12 protein-coding genes are annotated in these 18,192 nt (G+C 73.4%); 4 read left to right on the top strand and 8 right to left on the bottom strand.

The features are described 5' to 3' along the window. The 7 genes from VG296_RS17185 to VG296_RS17155 all read right to left on the bottom strand — a co-directional run bounded on the left by VG296_RS17185 (position 1) and on the right by VG296_RS17155 (position 10,890). Entirely contained in the window at positions 1 to 429 is a 429-nt protein-coding gene (locus tag VG296_RS17185; RefSeq protein WP_325566750.1) for a hypothetical protein, read from the bottom strand. Beyond that, positions 426 to 2,312, bottom strand: coding sequence for a hypothetical protein (locus VG296_RS17180; protein WP_325566749.1), 1,887 nt, complete (start codon positions 2,310 to 2,312; stop codon positions 426 to 428). The genes VG296_RS17185 and VG296_RS17180 overlap by 4 nt, the downstream gene beginning before the upstream one ends. Next, a complete protein-coding gene (locus VG296_RS17175) occupies positions 2,309 to 4,600 on the bottom strand; it encodes a phosphotransferase (protein WP_325566748.1) in 2,292 nt (763 codons plus the stop codon). The genes VG296_RS17180 and VG296_RS17175 overlap by 4 nt, the downstream gene beginning before the upstream one ends. Further along, on the bottom strand, positions 4,597 to 8,229 hold the full coding sequence (locus VG296_RS17170; protein ID WP_325566747.1) for a glycosyltransferase: 3,633 nt from the start codon (positions 8,227 to 8,229) through the stop codon (positions 4,597 to 4,599). The genes VG296_RS17175 and VG296_RS17170 overlap by 4 nt, the downstream gene beginning before the upstream one ends. 6 nt (positions 8,230 to 8,235) lie before the next feature. Continuing rightward, positions 8,236 to 9,042 carry a polysaccharide deacetylase family protein gene (locus tag VG296_RS17165; protein WP_325566746.1) on the bottom strand — a complete coding sequence of 269 codons (807 nt, stop codon included), beginning with the start codon at positions 9,040 to 9,042 and terminating at the stop codon, positions 8,236 to 8,238. 1 nt (position 9,043) lies between these two features. After that, positions 9,044 to 10,360, bottom strand: a complete 1,317-nt coding sequence (locus VG296_RS17160) for a glycosyltransferase family 2 protein (protein WP_325566745.1) — start codon at positions 10,358 to 10,360, stop codon at positions 9,044 to 9,046. Between the two features lie 68 nt (positions 10,361 to 10,428). Further along, a complete protein-coding gene (locus VG296_RS17155; RefSeq protein ID WP_325566744.1) occupies positions 10,429 to 10,890 on the bottom strand; it encodes a pyridoxamine 5'-phosphate oxidase family protein in 462 nt (153 codons plus the stop codon). A gap of 82 nt (positions 10,891 to 10,972) precedes the next feature. On the opposite strand from VG296_RS17155, the gene VG296_RS17150 reads away from it, so the two are divergent. The 3 genes from VG296_RS17150 (at position 10,973) to VG296_RS17140 (ending at position 16,643) form a co-directional block, all read left to right on the top strand. Continuing rightward, a complete protein-coding gene (locus tag VG296_RS17150; protein ID WP_325566743.1) occupies positions 10,973 to 15,016 on the top strand; it encodes a hypothetical protein in 4,044 nt (1,347 codons plus the stop codon). A 23-nt stretch (positions 15,017 to 15,039) separates the two neighbouring features. Further along, positions 15,040 to 15,468 carry a hypothetical protein gene (locus tag VG296_RS17145; RefSeq protein ID WP_325566742.1) on the top strand — a complete coding sequence of 143 codons (429 nt, stop codon included), beginning with the start codon at positions 15,040 to 15,042 and terminating at the stop codon, positions 15,466 to 15,468. Positions 15,469 to 15,593: 125 nt separating this feature from the next. Continuing rightward, the gene (locus VG296_RS17140; RefSeq protein ID WP_325566741.1) at positions 15,594 to 16,643 is read left to right on the top strand and encodes a polysaccharide deacetylase family protein; all 1,050 of its coding nucleotides are present in this window, start codon (positions 15,594 to 15,596) and stop codon (positions 16,641 to 16,643) included. Positions 16,644 to 16,737: 94 nt separating this feature from the next. Here the strand turns inward: VG296_RS17140 and def are convergent, their stop codons facing one another. After that, on the bottom strand, positions 16,738 to 17,397 hold the full coding sequence (def, locus tag VG296_RS17135) for a peptide deformylase (protein ID WP_325566740.1): 660 nt from the start codon (positions 17,395 to 17,397) through the stop codon (positions 16,738 to 16,740). A 124-nt stretch (positions 17,398 to 17,521) separates the two neighbouring features. Here def and VG296_RS17130 point away from each other — a divergent pair, with 124 nt between their 5' ends. After that, positions 17,522 to 18,184 (top strand): TetR/AcrR family transcriptional regulator, encoded by a 663-nt coding sequence (locus VG296_RS17130; RefSeq protein WP_325566739.1) that lies wholly within the window; start codon positions 17,522 to 17,524, stop codon positions 18,182 to 18,184. The last annotated feature ends 8 nt before the right edge of the window (positions 18,185 to 18,192 follow it).

The following is an 18,192-nucleotide window of genomic DNA, read 5'->3' as shown; positions in this document are numbered from 1 at the left end:
TTATCGGTGTCGTGGTGCGGGGTTGCGGTGGGCTTGGGGCAGCAGGCCGGGTTGGCCGGGTCGTGCCGCGCGCGCGGTCGGCTTGAGGGGGCGGCGTGGTACGGGGCACAGGGCGGCGAGGGTGGTGATCGCGGCGAGGGCGATGGTGGCGCCTGTGGTGGTGTAGCTGTGGCTGATGAAGAACGCTTCGCTGACCAGCGCGCCGAGGGCGAGGCTCAGAGTGACGGTGAGTACGCCCGCTTCGAGTCGGTCCATGGCGCGGTCGTGGCGTGCGAGTGCCGCGTTGCCGAGTCGTACGACGGCGGCGCCGGGGCAGGTGAGTATGAACGCGAAGGCGATGAGCACGCGCAGTGGTGAGCCGTCGGGCAGGCCGGTTGCGGCCAGGGCGATCCAGCCGGACGCGGCGAGGGCGAGGCGCAGCGGGGTCATGAGAAGTTGCCTCCCGGTGCGGTGGTGGGGGCCTGGGTGAGTTTGAGGACCATGGCGTCAGCATTGCGGTAGACGACGGTGAACTGGGTCGGGGTGTTCGGGATCCGCTCGAGTTGCTGGAGCGTCGCGGTCGGCAGCAGGCCCGCTGTCTGGATTTCGGCGATCTGGGACCTGGTCAGGATGAAGTAGGCGGGGCTGCCGTTCGACCTCAGTTCGTCTTTGAGGGCGTCGAGCGGGTCGTCTTCGACGAGGACGCGCTGGCGGGCGGTGATCTGGTCGAGCCAGGAGATCTGTTTGAAGTAGTCGTAGTAGAGGCTGCCGCCGGGGTAGTCGCTGGCGGCAGCGATGATGGTCGAGCCGTGCGGGGCGGTGCTGTAGACGAAGTCTGTGGCGGCGATTTCGTCGGGTGAGAAGTAGTTCTCGGATTCCTTGCCGTAGTAGGGCACGACGAACGCGGCGAGCAGTAGGAGCAGGACGGCGGGGAAGACGATGGTGTGCAGGCGCGCGGTCCAGGGTCTCGACGGCGCGGGCAGCAACAGTGTCCTGTTGAGGAATGCGGCTGCGGGGAGCGCGAAGAGGTAGACGCGGAAGATGACTTCGCCGCCGTAGTTGTTGGCGGCGAGCATGGGCAGCGGGGCGAGGGTGAGCAGGAACGCGCTGCTGCGCCGCAGCTGCTTGTTCAGGATCACGGCTGCGATCGCGAGCAGTGCGACGAGTAGCGCGGCGCCGGTGTCGACGTATGCGATGACCTGTTGTTGGTTGCTGGCGGTCGCGGCGCCGTTGAGGGGTGCGGTGGCGTTGGCGTCGAGGGAGCCGAAGGAGTCGATGATCGAGTTGACGTTGTCGCGGATGTAGGGCAGTCCGACGGTGGCGTCCCAGGCGAGGGCGAAGACGGCGGCGGCGGCGAGTGTCCACAGCAGGACGGGGCCTCGGTAGCGGGATAGGGCGAGTATCGCGAGCGCGAGGATGAGCATGAGGGGGGTGAGCTGGTGGGACGAGTCGATGGCGGCGACGAGCGGGAGCAGCAGCAGGATCCAGATGAGGTTTCCGGCGCGCCGCGGCCTGGGCTGTTCCGGGGTGAGGGCGTGGTCGGCGGCGGTGCGGTTGAGCACGACGCCGAGGATCGCGAGGAAGAGCGTGAATGCGAAGGCCTGGGGCGAGAAGTAGTCCTGTCCGGTCCAGGCGCAGCTGTAGAACAGCCAGATCGTGCCCCACAGGATGCGGCGGTCGCGGGTCATCGTGCGCAGGATGAGGACCAGCGGTGCGATCATCAGCAGGTTGTTGATCGGAGGTCCCCAGGCCGCGTAGGTGAGGGCGGATTTGAGGCCTGCGAGGCGGACGATCTCGGCGTTGAGGCTGAAGAAGCCCGGCCATTGGTAGTAGGCGCTGAGCTGGCTGTTCGGACCGTCGACGCCGTTGTGGCGCAGCAGGTAGTCGATGACGGCGACGTGTTTCCACGCCCAGGAGTAGCGCAGGGTGCCGTAGAGGATCGTGGGGGTGGCGTGCAGCATGACGATCAGCGCGATGACGTGGCCGAGCAGCCAGGGCGTGCGGACCCAGGTGCGGTTGAGGCTGGCGGCGAATCCGAGCGTGAGCAGGCCGAGGGCGATCCAGAACAGGATCGGCAGGATGGCGATCAGGCCGTAGTCGCCCATGGCGTTCAGGCGGACGAAGCGCAGGGAGAGCAGCCACAGGAGCACGGCGGCGGGCAGTGCCGCGTAGACCGGCAGGTGCCGCCAGGGCAAGCCCGTGCGGCGCGGCTGTTCGGGTGCCCCGCGGGGTGCGGTGGGGCGCTCGGTCTCGGTCGGGTGGAGCACCGTCGTCATGTCGATGTCGATGTCGATGTCGATGTCCTGTTCCGGCGCGTGGGTGATGATGCTCATCGGGCCATCTCCCGCAGGACCGGGGCGACGTTTCCGACGAGCCAGGCCTGGTTGCGGCGGTACTGGGAGGACTGGTTGAGGTTGTCGGCGACGTGCCGCAGCCAGGTGAGCAGGAGCAGGGCGTCGTCGTCCGGTTCGTCGGTTTCGCCGCGCAGGGCGTGGACGACGAGGGCGCCGAGTTCCTCTCCCCCAGTCTCGCGCCGCAGGGACAGGTCGAACAGGTGGTGGTCGGTGGCGGCCGGGCCGTTCGGGTGAGCGGTGGCCCAGTCGATGATGCCGGTGACCTCGGTGCCGTCGTCGTTCATCAGCACGTTGCCGGGGGCGAAGTCGCCGTGGATCCAGGAGGTGAGGATGGGGCGGTCGGCCAGGCCCTCGTAGAGGCGGCTGCGGAGGGTGTCGAGGGCGCCGGCGGGTCGGCCGGTGCGGTATGCGGGCACGTCGCGGCGCACGTAGTCGAGGGGGGTGTCGATCCAGTGGCGCAGCCGCTCGGGGTCGGCGGTCTGCAGGGTGCCGGTGGCGCGGTGCAGTTCGGCGATGGAGGCGCGGGCGGCGGCGGCGATGTGGGCGGCGGCTTCGGGGCGGCGGCGCAGCAGGTCGGTGGCGGTGGTGCCGGTGCGGTACTCCTCGGCGGTGAGCGGGAGGGGGCCGTGCAGGTCGCAGGTGACGATGCGGGGCAGCAGTCGGCGCCAGTCGCCGAGGCGGTCGTCGTCGGCGAGGGCCTGCATGTTCTCGAAGTGCCGGAGCAGGGCTTGGTGTCCGCGGTCGCTGGAGGGGTGTTTGATGACGAGGTCGTGTTCGCCGACGGCGCGTACGACGAAGATGTCGGTGACCCGGCGTGAGCTCCAGGGGATGTCGGGGGCGTGGTTCGGGTCGAGTTGGCGGGCGAGGCGCCGGGCGAGGCGGCGGTCGGCTGGCAGGGCGAACAGGGTCGCGGCGCGGGCGGCGGCGGCGCGGGCGAGTGCGCTGGTGGGGATCTTGGCGGCGCCGAGCCAGGCGGCGGGGCGCAGCAGCAGCGGGATGGCGACGGCGGTTTCGGCGATGAGCCAGGCGGCTCCGGCTCCGGCGATGCCGAGGACGGGCAGCAGCAGCACGGTCAGGCCGAGCGCGGTGACGCAGACGGCGGCGAGGATGGCGATGGCGGTGCGGATGCGGCGGCGGGCGCGGCAGATGCTGACGGCGGTGGCGACGACGAGGTTGGGCAGGGCGGACAGCAGCAGGAGCCGGAGCAGGCCGGTGGAGTGCTGGGCGTAGTCGGGGCCGAAGACGCCGAGGATCTCGGGGGCCGCGATGCCGAGGGCGAGGACGCCGGCGGTGAGCAGTGCGCCGGTGTGGGTGAGGATGCGGGTGCAGTTGCGGGCGAGGTGGGCGGGGTCGGTGGCGGACTCGACGACGAGTGAGGAGCCCATGTTGGCGCTGACCAGGTAGAGGGTGTAGGCGATGACCCAGGTCAGGGAGAAGTAGGCGGACTGGGCGGGGCCGAGGGTGTCGAGGACGAGCAGCGGCGGGAGGGTGATGGCGGCGAACCAGAACAGGGAGCCGAGGTAGTCGCCGATGATGTAGCCGGCGTTGGGGGCGGCGGCCTTGGCGGGGATGTTGGCGGGGGCCGTGGTGTGCCGAGGTATTTCGCGGGTGAACAGGAATGTGTTGGTGACGATGATGGCGACGGCGAGGGCGAGGACCCAGGAGAGCAGGATGCCGCTTTCGGCGGCGACGAGGGCGGGCACCAGGATCGCGGCGATCTTCACGACGGCGAACACGGCGTTCTCCAGCACGACCCAGTCGGGGCGGCGCAGGCCGGTCAGGACGCCGTCCTGCATGGCGAACAGGCCGTAGCCGGCGGTGGCGAGGATGAAGCAGACGCCGAGGACGGGGTGGCGCAGGAAGCCGAGCTCGGGGGCGAGGTCGGGGATGAGCAGCACGAATCCGATGGTCAGCAGCATCGTGAGGGCGACGGCGGCCAGGTAGGCGCGGGCGACGAGCGAGCGGGTGCGGCGGCCGGCGGCGGGGACGAAGCGGACGAGGATGTTGGAGAGGTTGAGTTGGCCGATGCCGGCGAGCAGCAGCATCGCGGAGATCGCGGCGTAGTTGCGGCCGACGGTGGCCGGGTCGTAGATGTGGGTGGCGAGCGTCCAGTAGCCGGCGCCGAGGACGGAGGTGAGCAGGGAGCTGGCGGCCAGCAGGTGGCCGTTGCGCAGCAGTGGTTCGTTGGACAGGGCGCGGCGGGCGATGGCGGGCCAGGGCAGTCGGCCGGGGCGGGTGCCGTCGAGGGCGGCGGGTGTGCTGGTCACCGGGACCAGTCCCGCGTCGGCGCCGCGGGTGCCGTGTGGTTCGCGAGTCGCGCCCGGGTGAGGCGAAGGAGCCCGGCGGGGGCGCCGCGGCGGCCTGCTTCGGGGATCGCGAGCAGGGCGAGTAGGGCTTGTTCGGCGGGTTCGAATCGAGGGGCGCGGCAGGCGGGGCAGCTTCCGGGGGCGTGTCCGAGCAGCCGGGCGACGGCTTGGGCCAGGCCCGTCTGGTAGTGGCGGGTGAGCACGTCGATGCCGGCGGCGTGCATCGCGGGGCGGTCGGCGTTCGCGGGTGCGAGGCCGAGGTCGGCTGCGCGCAGCATGGCGACGTCGGTGCCGCTGTCCCCCACGGCGAGCGCGATGGGCACGTCGGGTCCGTCCAGCAGCCGGGTCAGGGCGCGGATGCCGTGGGTCTTGTCGAGGCCGTTCGGCAGCAGGTCGGTTTGCGCGTCGCCGTTGACGGCGGTGACCTGATACCGCGTCATGACGTCCTCGACGGTGCCCGGGTCCAGCGCGGTGCGGCGGCCGTGGTCGGTGTGGCGGTATGCGCGGACGCAGCAGCGGTAGCGCGGGTCGATGCCCGTGGACGGCCGGGCGCTTAGTTCGGCGGCGAGGGCGTCGTCGTGTTCGGGCCGCAGCAGGTTCGTGGCGCCGGATGCGGGGTTGTACATGGCCGCGCCGTATTCGGCCACTGCTCCGGCCAGGCGGTAGTTGGCGCAGCGGTCTTGGACGTCGGGGATGGGGCGTCCGGTGGCGAGCAGGACGCGGTATCCGTGGGCGCGCAGGGCGCGCAGGCTGAGGGCGCCTGCCGGGGAGGTCGTCGGGAAGCCGAGGACGTCGGCTTCCAGGACGCCGTCGAGGTCGAGGACGCACCAGGGGCCGCGGGGTTCGTCGTCGAGGTCGGCGAGGTAGAGGCGGGCGAAGAACTGCTGGACGGCGCGGTCCTGGATGCGCGTGGGGTCCAGGGCGGCGAGTTCGCTGCCGTAGCCGAGTGTTTTGAGGCGTTTGATGTTCCAGGCGTGGACGAGCTTGTGGACGCACCAGCGGGCCGGGCCGATCTGGTCGCCGGTGTTCTGCTGGTAGCGGGCGACGAGCTTGTCCTCGGCGTCGGGGGCCAGGACGGCGGCGGCGGCGAGGTCGTAGACGGGGTCGGTGCTGGCGAGGTCGAGGTGGCTGAATGAGCCTTCGTCGAAGTCGGTCTTGTGCCAGCCGTCGGTCACGTCGCCGCTCCAGAGCCACGGGAGCATGCGTCCGTCGACGATGCACGGGTTCTCGCTGGACAGCAGCGTTCGCAGGATCGGGTCGATCAGCAGGGGGCGCAGCGGGGTGCCGAGGCGCCCGAGTGCGGGCGCGAGGATGCGGGCGCCGATTTCCCAGGTGGGCTCGCGGCCGGTGAGCCGGAGGCTGCGGTCGGCGGTCAGCGGCAGTGCGTTGCGGCGGGTGGTGACGTAGTCGGCGAGGGTGTCCGCGGGCACGGCGCGGCCGGACGGGGACTGTTCGCGGGGTCCGCGTTCGCGCAGGAGTATGCCGTCGGTGAATCCGTGGACGTGTGGGACGGTTCCGGTCAGGGCGTCGGCGACGTGGGCGGCGTGTCGGCCGAGGTATCCGAGGCCCGCGCCCTCGGCCACCAGGGGTAGTTCGGTCGGGCCGTGGTCGGTGGCGACCGTGACCGTGACCGGTACCGCGAGGTGGCCGAGGCGGGTGGGGATACCAGGGAGTGTGTCGGTGATCGCGAGGATCTTCGTGTCGGCGGGCAGCAGTGCGGGCACGGTGCGGCGCAGTGCGTCGGAGCCGAGGCGGGTGCGGATGTCCCAGGCGGCGGCCGGCAGGGTGACGCGGGGGCGGTCGGTGAGGTGTTTCGGGACGTCGTGGTCGGCGAAGGCGGCGTAGGCGAGCACGACCCGGTCGCGGGGGAATCCGGTGTGTTCGACCGCTCGGGCGATCCTGGCCAGGGAGCGGCCGGAGGCGGGCGGGTCGTCGAGGACGACGGTGAGTCCGCCGGCGTGCCGGATTCGCTGGACGAGGCGGGTTTCGCCGGGCATGAGGCGTTCGCCGGGGCGGGTCGTGCGCACGGTCACGTCGCGGTATCCGAGTGCGCGGGCGCGGGCGGCGGCGAGCGGGGCGAGGTAGCTGCCGGAGGTGCGTGCGCCGAGGATCAGCAGGGGCCTGGTGCGGTCCGGGTAGCGGGCGGCGAAGCGGTCGACGAGTTCGTCGATGTCGCGCGGGTGCTGGTCGAAGCTGCGGAAGCACGCGGGGGGCCGCAGTACGGCGTCGGCGAGCAGCCGCGCGGCGCGGGCCGGGACGCTGTGGCCGATCGCGGCGAGCGCGGCGCCCAGCCGGTCGTCCGCGGGGTCGAGGTCGGCGAGGACGGAGATCAGTTCCCGGATTCGCCGGTGCCAGTGTCCGAGTTCGCGGTGCGCGCGGCTCGCGCCGGTGATCGCGGCGGTGGCGTCCAGGCCGCGCAGTGCGGCGTGGCCCGCCGCTCCCCTGTCGTCGGCTCGGGCGAGGTCGGCGGTGCGCCGGAGCAGTGACGAGGTGCGGCGCAGCCGGTCCTCGATCATCTGGTCGATTCCGCAGGCGGCGAGGTACGCGTCGAGCAGGTCGCCGTCGTCGGCGGCCTCGTGCAGGCGTCGCAGGAGTTCGGGCACGTCGGCGTGCAGGTCCGGTACGGGCGGCCGCGGTTCGGGCGGGCTCTGGTCGGCGCGGTGGTCGCGCAGCCGTCCGAGGGTGTATCCGGCGCCGGTGACCGCGACGCCGGCCAGCAGCGCGGGGATCGTCGCCGGGCTCTGCCCGCCTGCGCGGGTGCCGGGCAGCGCGTCGAACACGGCGTGCGGGATGGTGGAGCTCAGGTAGGCGCGCTCGGAGGACAGGGCGCGCCCGGCGCCGGTGCGGCGGGTCATGGCGGCTTTCGACAGGCCTTCGGCGTAGCAGCGGGCGCGGAAGTAGCTCCAGGTGGCGCGCTTTTCGGGGACGTGGTGGCGCACGGATGCGGCCGGGTCGTAGAGCAGTACGCCGTCGGGGTGGCGTTGGGTGGCGCGGATGCACAGTTCGGTCTCCTCGCATCCGAGCGGCCGGGTGCCGACGCGGCCGAGGTCGGTGCGGAAGCCGCCGATCTCGTCGAGGACGGCGCGGCGGAAGGACATGTTGGCGCCGAGCAGGTTGCGTACCGGGGCCGGGCCGCCGGGCATGCCGCGGTAGGTGCAGCCGATGACCCAGTCGAACTCGGTCGGGAACCAGGCGGGCCGCGGCCGGTCCCAGCGCGGCCGGATCAGCCCGCCGACGCCGAGCACGTGCGGGTCCTGGTAGCCGGCGAGCAGCCGTTCGGCCCACTGCTCGTCGGCGGTGGCGTCGTCGTCGAGGAACGCGAGGATCTCGCCGTGTGCTTCGGCGATCCCGGTGTTGCGCGCGGTGGACAGGCCGGGCCGGCCGCGGCTCGGCACGATCCGGGCGCCGGTCAGCTCGCGGGCGGCGCGTTCGGCGAGCTTCGGGCAGTGGTCGATGACGAGGATGGTTTCGTCGGGGGTGCGGGTCTGGCGGCGCAGCGAGGCGAGGGCGGCGGTCAGGTCGTCCCAGCGGTCCATGGTGTACGCGCAGATCACGACGGTCAGCGTGGGGCCGGGGATGGTGCTGGGCATGTCGGGTCACCGGCTCTCGGCGGGATCGGCTGAGGAAGGGCGCGGGAGGTAGGCGAGGGCGCGGCGGTAGCAGCGCCAGCCGAGGGTCAGGGCGCGCTCGCGGGCGCCGGCGACCGGGGCTCCGGTGCCGCTGAGCCAGGCTTCGAACTTCGCCGGCGGGGTGTCGGCCTTCACGGTGAGCCGGGCGATGCGGTACGGGTCGTCGGCCTCGGGGCTCAGGGCGTCGCGGACGGCGAACGCGGCGCGGTAGCCGATGTCGCGGGCGAGGTCGCGCACGGGGCGGCTGGAGTAGCCGTGCGGGTAGGCGGTCAGGGTGATCTCGTGTCCGAGGGCCTGTTCGAGGATGTCCTTGGAGTGCGTGAGCTCCCACGCGGCGGCTGAGGGGTGCAGGGTGTCGAGCTGCGGGTGCAGGTGGGTGTGGGCGCCGATCTCGACGCCGACCGCGTCGAGCCTGACGATCTCGCCGAGGGTGAGCATCGCGGCGTCGGGCAGCAGGCTGCGGTTGTACGGGGCGAGCGCGCCGGTGGTGACGAACAGGGTCACCGGGATCGCGCGGCCGGCGAGCGCGGGCAGCGCGTGGCACAGGAAGTCGAGGTAGCCGTCGTCGAACGTGACGGCGACCGCGTGGTCGGGCAGGGGCGGCCCGCCGGTGCGGGCGGCGGCGATCTGCCCGGCGGTCACCGGGGTGCGTCCGCTGGCGAGCAGCGCGTCGAGCTGGTCGGCGAAGGTGCGCCGGCTGACGGTGTACGGGGCGAGCCAGTCCGGCGGGTCGTCGTTTACGGCGTGGTAGAGCAGTACGGGCAGCGGTGGCATGTCAACGGCTCCGCTCGGGTACGGCGTTGTAGCGGGTGGTCCAGCGGCTGTGCGCGTAGGCGGCGGGGCCGCGGATCAGGCCTCGTCGTTCGAGCGCGGACAGGTGCCGGGGCCAGGCGGCCGGGTCGTCCTGGTCCTTGCTCGAGTTGCGCAGCGCGTAGCGCACGCCGTCGGGCAGCAGCCGCAGCAGCACCGGGAGCATCTTGGGTTCGTGGACGAGCGCGCTGGTCAGGTAGGCGCCGAGGCCGATGCCGTAGCCGCGGGCCTGGGCTTCGAGGGCGCCGGGGTCGCGCCGGTGGTGGTGCCAGACGAGCGCGTCGGGCTGGTAGACGACCCGGCGTCCGGCGGCGGCGGCGCGGAACAGGGCGAGCAGGTCCTCGCCGGCGCGGGCGGGGGTGCCGGGGCCGAGGGCCGGGTCGAAGCCGTGCAGTCGGGCGAGCAGTTCGGCGTCGAAGGCCATGTTGGCGCCGGAGCCCATGCGCCCGGCGGTGAACGGGAAGAGCCGGTCGCCGGGGTCGGGCGGGCTGCCGGGCGGGGCGGGGAAGACCTTGGCGGTGAAGCCCTTGCCGTATCCGCCGCGCCGTTCGAGCATCGCCTGCTGCGGGGTCTCGAGCTCGCCGGGCATGATCAGCCCGGTGACGCAGCCGACGTGCGGGTCGGTGAAGGTCTCGGCGATCGCGGCGAGCCAGTCGCGGTCGACGGTGACGTCGTCGTCGGTGAACGCGAGGATGCCGCCGGTGGCCTCGCGCGCGCCGAGGTTGTGCGCGACGGCGACGCCGCGGCGCCGGGTGCGCAGGTAGCGCACGGGTCCGGGGGCGTGTTCGGCGGCGCGGCGGGTGGCGTCGGATTCGGGGTCGTTGTCGACGACCAGCACCTCGTAGCGCGGGTAGTCGAGGGCGGCGAGCGAGGCCAGGCAGCGGGCGAGCGGCGCGGGCCGTTCCCGGGTGGCGATGATCACGGTGATCGGGGGCGGGTCGGCGAGCACGGCGGCGCGGGCGCGCCGGCAGGGCGGCTCCTGCTCGGCGCCGGCGGGTGCGGCTCCCGCCGTCGGCGGGCGGCGGGAGTCGGCACCGATCCAGTCTCGCCGGGCGTGCTCGGCGAGCTGGGGCCCGAGTTGTGTGCAGGCGGCGGTGCGCAGCCCGCTGTGCAGGTCGCTGCCCGCGGGCAGCCGGGTTCCGATGACGCCGAGCGGATGCCGGTGCATCCGCACCAGCGCCAGCACCGTCGTCGTGCGCGTGAGGGTCGCCGGCGGACGGTCCGGCGCGTCCACGTCCACCTGCGCTACCTGTATCGGCGTCTGCCTCGGGTCGATCACCATGGGAACCAGGCTCGATCGGCAAGGTTCAGCGCCGTTCAGGGGTTTCTCAGTGTTTGCTCAAGGTGTGCTCAGAAGCCGCGGACCTTCTCCGGACGCACGCGGGTGACGATCGAGTACCTGGCCATGAATTCGGCGAGGTTGCGGTCGCGGCCCATGACCTGCAGCAGCGGGTTGTACTTGGCGGCGTACTCGGGGATCCGGTGGGCGGGCGGGTGGTTGTCGAGGACTTCGACCGGGCCGGTGAACACGGTGATGCCGCCGCCCTTGACCGAGTTGAAGTTCAGCGCGACGCGGGGGCGTTCGGTCAGGGTGCGCAGCCGCTGGGCGGAGTTGTCGTGGTAGATCAGGAAGCTGCCGTCGCCCCAGGCGTCGTCGGGGTCGGGCTGCCAGAGGTACCAGACCGGGTTGGGTTGCGGGGTGCCGCTGGGGGCGACGGTGGTGAGCCAGATGATGTGTTCGTCGCGCAGCCGGGCGCGGACGGTTTCGCCGAAGGGGGTCGCTGGATCGGGCAGTACGTGTGTCCCCGTCATGGATTCCACTGTATCCCGCGTCGTGTCGCCGGATACTGATCTGCGGGCGGGCGCGGGTGCCTTAGTATTCTTTCCGCGTCGAATGGCGTTCCTGGGCGAGGGTTGGGGGCTGTCGATGGCGCTGCTGGCGCGGCGCGGCCGGTTCGAGCCGGCGGCGGTGTCGGAGGAGCTGGCGCGGGCGGCGGCCGAGGCGAAGGCGGGCCAGCCGGACCGGGCCAGGAAGCGCTATGCGAAGCTGGCGAAGTCCCTGGCCTCGGCCCCGCCGGAGCTGCGCGGGCTGCGGCTGGCCGCGCTGCTGGGCGGCGCGGACGTGGCGCTCGCGCAGTCCGACGCGCCCGGCGCGGTGCTGCTGACCGCGCAGGCGTTCACGCTGGCCGCGGATCCGGCGAAGGAGCTGCCGCTGCCGGCGTTGCAGCGGGTGGCGTCGCATCGGATGCAGGCGTCCCAGGGCCCGCTCGCGGCGCCGCTCGCGTTCCTGCGCGCCGCCGCGGACCCCGAGGCGGATCCGCCCGCGGACGCGGCGGCGCTGGCGGAGGTGACCGGGTGGCTGCACCGGGTGTGCGCCGAGGGGCCGGTGGCCGCGCGCGATGCCGCGTCGGGCGAGGCGGTGGCCGGGCTGCCCGGGGTGGACTGGCCGGTGCTGGCGCGGGCGGCGGCGCTGATGCAGGCGAACCGGATCGGTGACGCGGAGCGGTTCCTGGCGGGCGCTTCGCCGTCGGGCAGCGGCGAGGTGTGGTTCCGGTGGGCGGCGGTGCTGTTCACGGCCGGGCGTTTCCCGCAGGCGGTGGCGGCGTTCGACGAGGCGCTGCGCCGGGGCGTGCCGGCGGGTGTGGAGCTCTCGCCGTGGTCGCGCGGCGCGGCGCTGGTCGGGGACGGGCTGCTGTTCCGCGGGTTGGCGAGGCAGCGTCTCGGGCAGGCCGATGCCGCGCAGGCGGATCTGATCGCGGCGGTCAATCACAATCCGAACGATCCGCGCCCGAGGGACGCGATCGCACGGCTGGCGTTGCAGCTCGGTGCGGAGGATGTGGCGCGCGAGCAGTTCGAGGCGGCGCTGACGGTCGCCCCGTCGTATGTTCCGGCGCGCCTGGGGTTGGCGTTGCTGCACGAGCGGGCCGGGCGGGCGGGCGCGGCCGCCGACGACTACCGTGCCGCGCTGGCGGCGGCGCCCAGGTGGCGTCCGGCGCGGGTGCGGTTCGGTGCGATGCTCGCGGCCGCGGGCGGCGCGGCGCAGGCGGTCGAGGTGCTGCGGCCGGAGGCCGGTTCTGACGACGCGTCGGGTCGCGCGGCCGGGTTCCATCTCGGGGCGGCGCTGCTGGCGGCCGGGGACGCGCGCGGCGCGTTGGAGCGGTGGGAGGCGATAGGCGGCGACGATCTCAAGGCGCACGTCGCGCTCGCCCGGGACCGGGTGGCGCGCGGCGTGGTCGGCTCGGATCCGGCGGCGGCGCGGGTGTTGTGGCAGCGGGCGATGTCGGAGTATCCGATGCCCGCGTACCGCGGCGCGATGCGGGAGGCGACGCTGCGCGAGGCGGCCCTGGTGCTGCTGACGGGCCGTGACGTGCCGGAGGCGCGCGAGCGGGTCGGGAAGGCGTTGGAGTTCGCGCGGATGCTGTTCGCCCCGGGCGATGATCTGGGGCGGGTGGAGCGGCTGACGGCGCTGCTTCGTCTGGCGGGCGGCGATGCGAGCCTGGTCCCGGACCATGTGGACGCCGAGGCGCCGCTGCGCGACCGGTGCCATACCGCCGCGGCGCTGTTGCTCGCGGGCCGTGACCGGGACGCCGAGCGTGTGCTGGCGCTGGTGGACCGGGAGCATGCGCGCGACGCGATGCCCGCCCGGCTGCGGGCGGTGCTCGCGGAGCGGTCCGGCGAGTGGCGGATAGCGCTGGACTGGCATCTTCGTTCGCTGACGGCCGCCGCGCCGACGGATCCGTTGACGACGCCGCCGGGCGCGTGCGGCGGCTGCGGCCGGGAGACCGGGCCGGTGTATCTCGTGGACGAGTCGCGCTCCGGGCGCTGCACGTCGTGTGTGCGCTCGAGTTTGGCGGCGGTGCTCGACTGCGCGCGGCGCGCTTCGGCCGCCGGCGATGTCGAGCCGGTGTTCGCCGCGTGGACCGACACGCTCGGGGACGCGGCGCACGCGACCGGTGTGGCGGCGGTGTTGGCGCTGCTGCGCGCCGAGTCCGGCGACCATGACGCGGCGCTCGCGATACTCACGTCCGCGGCGCCGGCCGAGCGTGCCGCGGTGCTGGTGCGGCGCGGGACGCTGGAGCTGCGCCGGGGCAGGTCGACCCGCGCGGTGGTGGATCTTCGCGAGGCCGTCACCCTGTCCCCCGCGGTCGACGAATCGGTCGGGCAGGCGCTCGGTCTGCTGGCCGAGCATGAGGCGTTCGTGCACGCGGGCGCGGGCCGGTGGCGTGCGGCGTTCGACGGCTACGTCGCGGTGCTGCGGGATGATCCGGCGCATCCGCGGCTGCTGCACGCGGTGGGTCTGACGGCGTATCGGCTCGCCGCGAGCCTCGACCCGCAGGACCCGGCGGCCCCGGATGCGTGGTCGTGGACGATCGGGGCGCTGGTCGCGGGCGTGTATTCGCCGGACGTGTGGGGTCAGACCGCGAGCGTGAGCGGCCGCGGCCTGGCGCCCGGGCAGGTCGCGAAGGCGCGCGGTCTGCTGGTGGAGCGGCTCGGCGCGGATCTGCGCGCGCTGGATCTCGCCGCGGGCCGCACCGGGGACGAGGTGGACGCGTGGAGTACGCGGGTCGCGATGGAGGTGCGGTGCGCTGAGGCGTTCGCGCAGGAGGATCTGCGGGTCGCGGTCGGCGACGCGCCGGCCAGGCGGCTGATCCTGGGACCGCAGCTGCGCCGCCTGCTCGACGGGCACGCGGCGTGGCGCGAGCAGTACGACCTGGCCGTCGCCCCGTACGCGGACGGTTCCGCGCAGGGCGGGCTCGCGGAGGTGTTCGGGGTGCTGCATCCGGCGCTCGGCGCGCACCGGTTCCTGATCCTGCAGGGCCGTTTCGCGGACGCGGCGGCGGCGCTGGAGGCGATGCCGGCCGACGCGCGCACCGGCGAGGCCCGCGCGCTGCTCGCGGAGGCGCTGGTGCGCGAGGGCGAGCGGCTCTACCGGGTCAAGGCGTGGGACGAGGCGCTGGACGCGTTCGCCCGCGCGGCCCGCGTGGGGGTGCGGGAGCTGACGGCCGAGCAGGTGCGGATGGGCGCGGACTGCGGCCTGTACGCGTCCCGGGCGCTGCTCGCGGGCTCCCCGTCGCGGGCGGTCGAGGTGCTGGAGCAGGCGATCGACCTGTCGCCCGAGACCGCGGAGCTGCACACGGAGCTGGGCGCGGCGTACGTGGTGTGGGCGAAGAAGCTGGGCGAGCGGCGCGAGTTCGACGACGCGCTCGCCGCGGTCGGGCGTGCGCTGGAGATCTCGCACCTGGACGAGTCGGCCCGCGGGGTGCGGCGCACGCTGCTGCTCGGGTTCGCCGAGCACCTGACGACGAGCGCCGCGCCGGCCGACCTGTCGCGTGCGCTGGAGCTGTGGCGCGAGGCCCACGCCCTCGACGGCCAGGACGCGGCCGCCCGAACCGGCCTGGTGGAGGTGTTGAACCTCTCGGCGCGTCGGGCGGCGCTGGCCGGGGACCGGGTCAGGGCGAGCGAGTTCATGTCCGAGGCCGTCGCGCTCGATCCCGACTACGACGGCGATGCCGCGGCCGAGGCGGGCCGCCGGCTGTCGATGCTGCTGGTCGGGCATGCGGCGGACGGGCTGCGGGAGCATCCGTTCGCCGAGCGCGCGGCCGCGTTGGGCGCGGCGCGCGCGTTCGACGACTCCGAGACGGTCCGTGCGGCGTTGTGCGAGCTGTGGCGGGGCGAGGCCGCGGCGCGTGTCGAGGGCAAGGATCTGATCGAGGCGGAGCGTCTGCTGGGCGAGGCCGTCGAGTTCGCGGTCGACGACGAGATGCGCCGGGAGGTGGTCGTCGAGTTGGCCGGGGCGTACCGGGCGCACGCGATCGAGGCGGCCGCGCATCGGCGGCGGCGCGGCGAGGCGTTGCAGGCCATCGCGACGGCGCTCGAGCTGCTGCCGGAGGACGAGGACCTGCAGTCACTGCGCACGAGCATCGAATCGCTCGGCTGACCGGAGAAAGGGTGGTGTCGGCAATGGCGTTGTTCGAGCCGTCGCCGTACGAGGTGCTGGGCCTGGCGCGCGACGCGGGCCCGGACGAGCTCGACGCCGCGCTCGAGGCGGCGCTCGAGGCCGCGGCCGGGCGCGACGTCACGGTCGAGCGGGTCGAGGCCGCGGCGCGGGTGCTGCGCGACCCGGTGCGGCGCCTGGAGCTGGACGTGCAGCATCTGCCGCCGCCCGAGCCCGTGGACGAGGCCGCCGAGCTGCTCGCGCCGCTGCTGGATGCCGAGCTGCCGTTCCCGGAGCGCGCGGAGGTCACCGCGGGTGATCTGACGGCGGTGCACCGGCGTGAACTGGCCGCCGATTTCGCGGAGCTCCCGCCGCCGCCCGCGGGTTTCCCCGGGGTGCCGGAGCGTTTCCAGGCGGACGCGTCGGTGCTGCCGCCGTTCGAGCCGCCGCGCTGACCGCGCAGCCGACCGCATAGCTGTCCGTGGAGGAGCGCGCACGGCGCGTACCCCGGGGCACGTTCACCTGAAGTTCACCTTAACCGGGCTCAACCAGGGCGGGGGGTGGCGCGTCTTTAAAGATCGTGACAGGAAACGGACCATGGCGTCCGGGCGCGGATCCGAACGCCCGGACGCAAGCCCTGACGGGGGTTCCTCAGCAGCGCGGCGACGACGACGAGCTGGCCCGCACCGCCCTCTACCGGGGCGACGGTGGCGGCGGCGATGACGGGTTCGGCGCGCAGCAGGCGCCCGGGCCGGGTAGTCGGCCGAACCGGCGGCGGATGCTGTTCGCGGCGGGCGGGTTGATGCTGCTCGCGGGCGGCGGGGTCGCGGCGGCGTTCGCGAGCTCACCCGGCGGGTCGAAGAACACCGCGGCCGGCACGACGCCCACCGCGTCGAACTCCGCGACGTCCGGGGCGAGCCCGTCGTCCCCGTCGTCCCCGTCGTCCCCGTCGTCCCCGGCGTCCCCGGCGACGACCGCGCCCGCCTCCACGCAGCCGCCGTCCTCGGCGTCCGGCTCGCCGTCGATGAGCGGCGTCGCCTCGGCCCCGCAGTGGTACGTGGACAACGACGGCCCGATGGCGATCGCGCTGACCATGGACGACGGCCCGAGCGCGCAGTACACGCCGCAGGTGCTGGACATCCTGCGGCAGTACGACATCAAGGCGACGTTCAACATGATCGGCCGCCAGGTGGGCTCGAACCTGTCGCTGGTGCGCGAGGTCTCCTCGGAGGGGCACACGATCACGAACCACACCTGGGACCACGGGGACCTGACGCACTACACGTACAACCAGGTGATCGGCGAGATCGACCGGTGCAACGACGCGCTCGCGAACGCGAACCAGCATCCGACGATCTTCCGCGCGCCGTACGGGAACTGGTCGAAGGCCGTGTTCCAGGCGTGCGCGGCGCGGCAGCTGCGGCCGGTGGGCTGGTCGGTGGATCCGAAGGACTGGGACACCGCGCACGTGGACACGCAGATGATCGTGCACAACGTGCTCACCCACACCCACGCGCACGACATCATCCTGGAGCACGACGGGCCCACGGACCGGCGCAACACGGTCGCGGCGATGAAGATCTTCATTCCGGCGCTGCTGGACCGCGGCTTCCACTTCGTCGCCATGTGACCGTGCACGTCGCTCATCGTGACGCTGTGGCCCGCCGGGGAGAATCGGGCGGGCCACAGTGTTCTGATCGGCTTGTACGGCTTGTGCGGCGTGTTCAGCGCTTGTCGGCGTTGACGGCGCGTTTGGCCATGACCTCGTCGCGCATGGTGCGCATCTGCTTGAGCGCGTCCTTGCGGGCGCGCGCCGGGATCCGGTCGATGTACAGGTAGCCGTTGAGGTGGTCGGTCTCGTGCTGCAGGCAGCGGGCGACGTAGCCGTGGCCTTCGAGGACGAGCTCGTTGCCCTCCCAGTCGGTGCCGCGCACGACGGCGTGGTCGGGGCGGGCGACGGGCTTGTACGGGCCGGGCACCGACAGGCAGCCCTCGTCGTCCTCGTCCAGGACGCGCTCGGCGGCCGGGAGCTCGTCGACGACGGGGTTGCAGATGTGCCCGACGTGCCGGGTGCCGTCGCCGTCCGGGCAGTCGTAGACGAACACGCGCAGGTCGACGTCGACCTGGTTGGCCGCGAGCCCGACGCCTTCGGCGACGTACATGGTGGCGAACATGTCGGCGATCAGCTGCCTGAGCCCGGCGCTGCCGTGCTCGGCGGCGGTGACGGCTTGGAGGCTGCGGTGCAGAATCTCCTCGCCGGCCTCGGTGACGCGCAGGACGTGGCCGTCCGCGGCCTCGGGCGCCTGGGCCGGGTAGTCGCCGCCGGTCACGTCGCGGCCGAGCAGGCTCACGTGGGGCTGCTGGGTCTGGGTGTCACTCGCCACGCTGGTGGTTCTTTCTGCCTCGGGTTCTCGGGTACCGGGAACCAGTATCGTTCAACGAGCGCGGTATTGGGAAAACCGGCCTGGTACGCAGGCCCGGCCGGGGCGCGGGCGGAAGGCGGTGGTCGTGGTGGGCGCGGCGGTGACGCGGGGCGCGGTCCCGCAGGAGCGGGCCAGGGTGCGGCGCGAGCCGCGGCAGGCGCGTTCGCGGGCGCGGGTGGCGCAGATCCTGGCGGCGGCGGACGGGATCTTGTCGCGGGAGGGGTTCGAGGCGCTGACGGTGCGCCGGATCGCGCAGGAGGCCGCGGTGCCGGTGGGCTCGATCTACCAGTTCTTCCCGGACAAGGCCGCCGTGGTGGACGCGCTCGCGCACGGGTACATCGGGGAGTTCGACGCGGCGATCGCGCACCTGGTGGAGGGCGCGGAGGATCCGGTCGACGGCCGGGCGTGGGCGGATCCGGTGGGCCGTCTGGTGGACGAGTTCGCGAACCTGTACCGCTCCCGCCCCGGCTACGTCGCCCTGTGGTCGGGCCGGCACCTCTCGCCGGAGCTGGCGCGCGCGGACGACACGAACAACCTGGCGATCGCGGCGGGGGTGCGCCGGATCCTGGTGGCCCGCGGGATACTGCACGACGGCCCGGACCTGGAGCGCAACGCGCAGGTGGCGGTGCGGGTCGCGGACTCGCTGCTGCAGTTCGCGTTCGCGGGCGCCGCGGACGGCGACGAGCTGGTCCTGCAGGAGCTCAAGACGCTGCTGCGCCTCTACCTCACGGACCTCGCCGCGCGTTAGCGCCGGTG

The organism is Actinospica sp., from assembly GCF_035552695.1.
Taxonomy (GTDB): domain Bacteria; phylum Actinomycetota; class Actinomycetes; order Streptomycetales; family Catenulisporaceae; genus Actinospica.
Note: the sequence above shows the minus strand (reverse complement) of the source record. Positions and strands in the feature narration are given on the sequence as shown.

Bases quoted from the DNA above. Each gene is read 5' to 3' on its own strand.
- VG296_RS17185 (WP_325566750.1), bottom strand. From the start codon at position 429: ATGACCCCGCTGCGCCTCGCCCTCGCCGCGTCCGGCTGGATCGCCCTG.
- VG296_RS17180 (WP_325566749.1), bottom strand. From the start codon at position 2,312: ATGAGCATCATCACCCACGCGCCGGAACAGGACATCGACATCGACATC.
- VG296_RS17170 (WP_325566747.1), bottom strand. From the start codon at position 8,229: ATGCCCAGCACCATCCCCGGCCCCACGCTGACCGTCGTGATCTGCGCG.
- VG296_RS17165 (WP_325566746.1), bottom strand. From the start codon at position 9,042: ATGCCACCGCTGCCCGTACTGCTCTACCACGCCGTAAACGACGACCCG.
- VG296_RS17160 (WP_325566745.1), bottom strand. From the start codon at position 10,360: ATGGTGATCGACCCGAGGCAGACGCCGATACAGGTAGCGCAGGTGGAC.
- VG296_RS17155 (WP_325566744.1), bottom strand. From the start codon at position 10,890: ATGACGGGGACACACGTACTGCCCGATCCAGCGACCCCCTTCGGCGAA.
- VG296_RS17150 (WP_325566743.1), top strand. From the start codon at position 10,973: ATGGCGTTCCTGGGCGAGGGTTGGGGGCTGTCGATGGCGCTGCTGGCG.
- VG296_RS17145 (WP_325566742.1), top strand. From the start codon at position 15,040: ATGGCGTTGTTCGAGCCGTCGCCGTACGAGGTGCTGGGCCTGGCGCGC.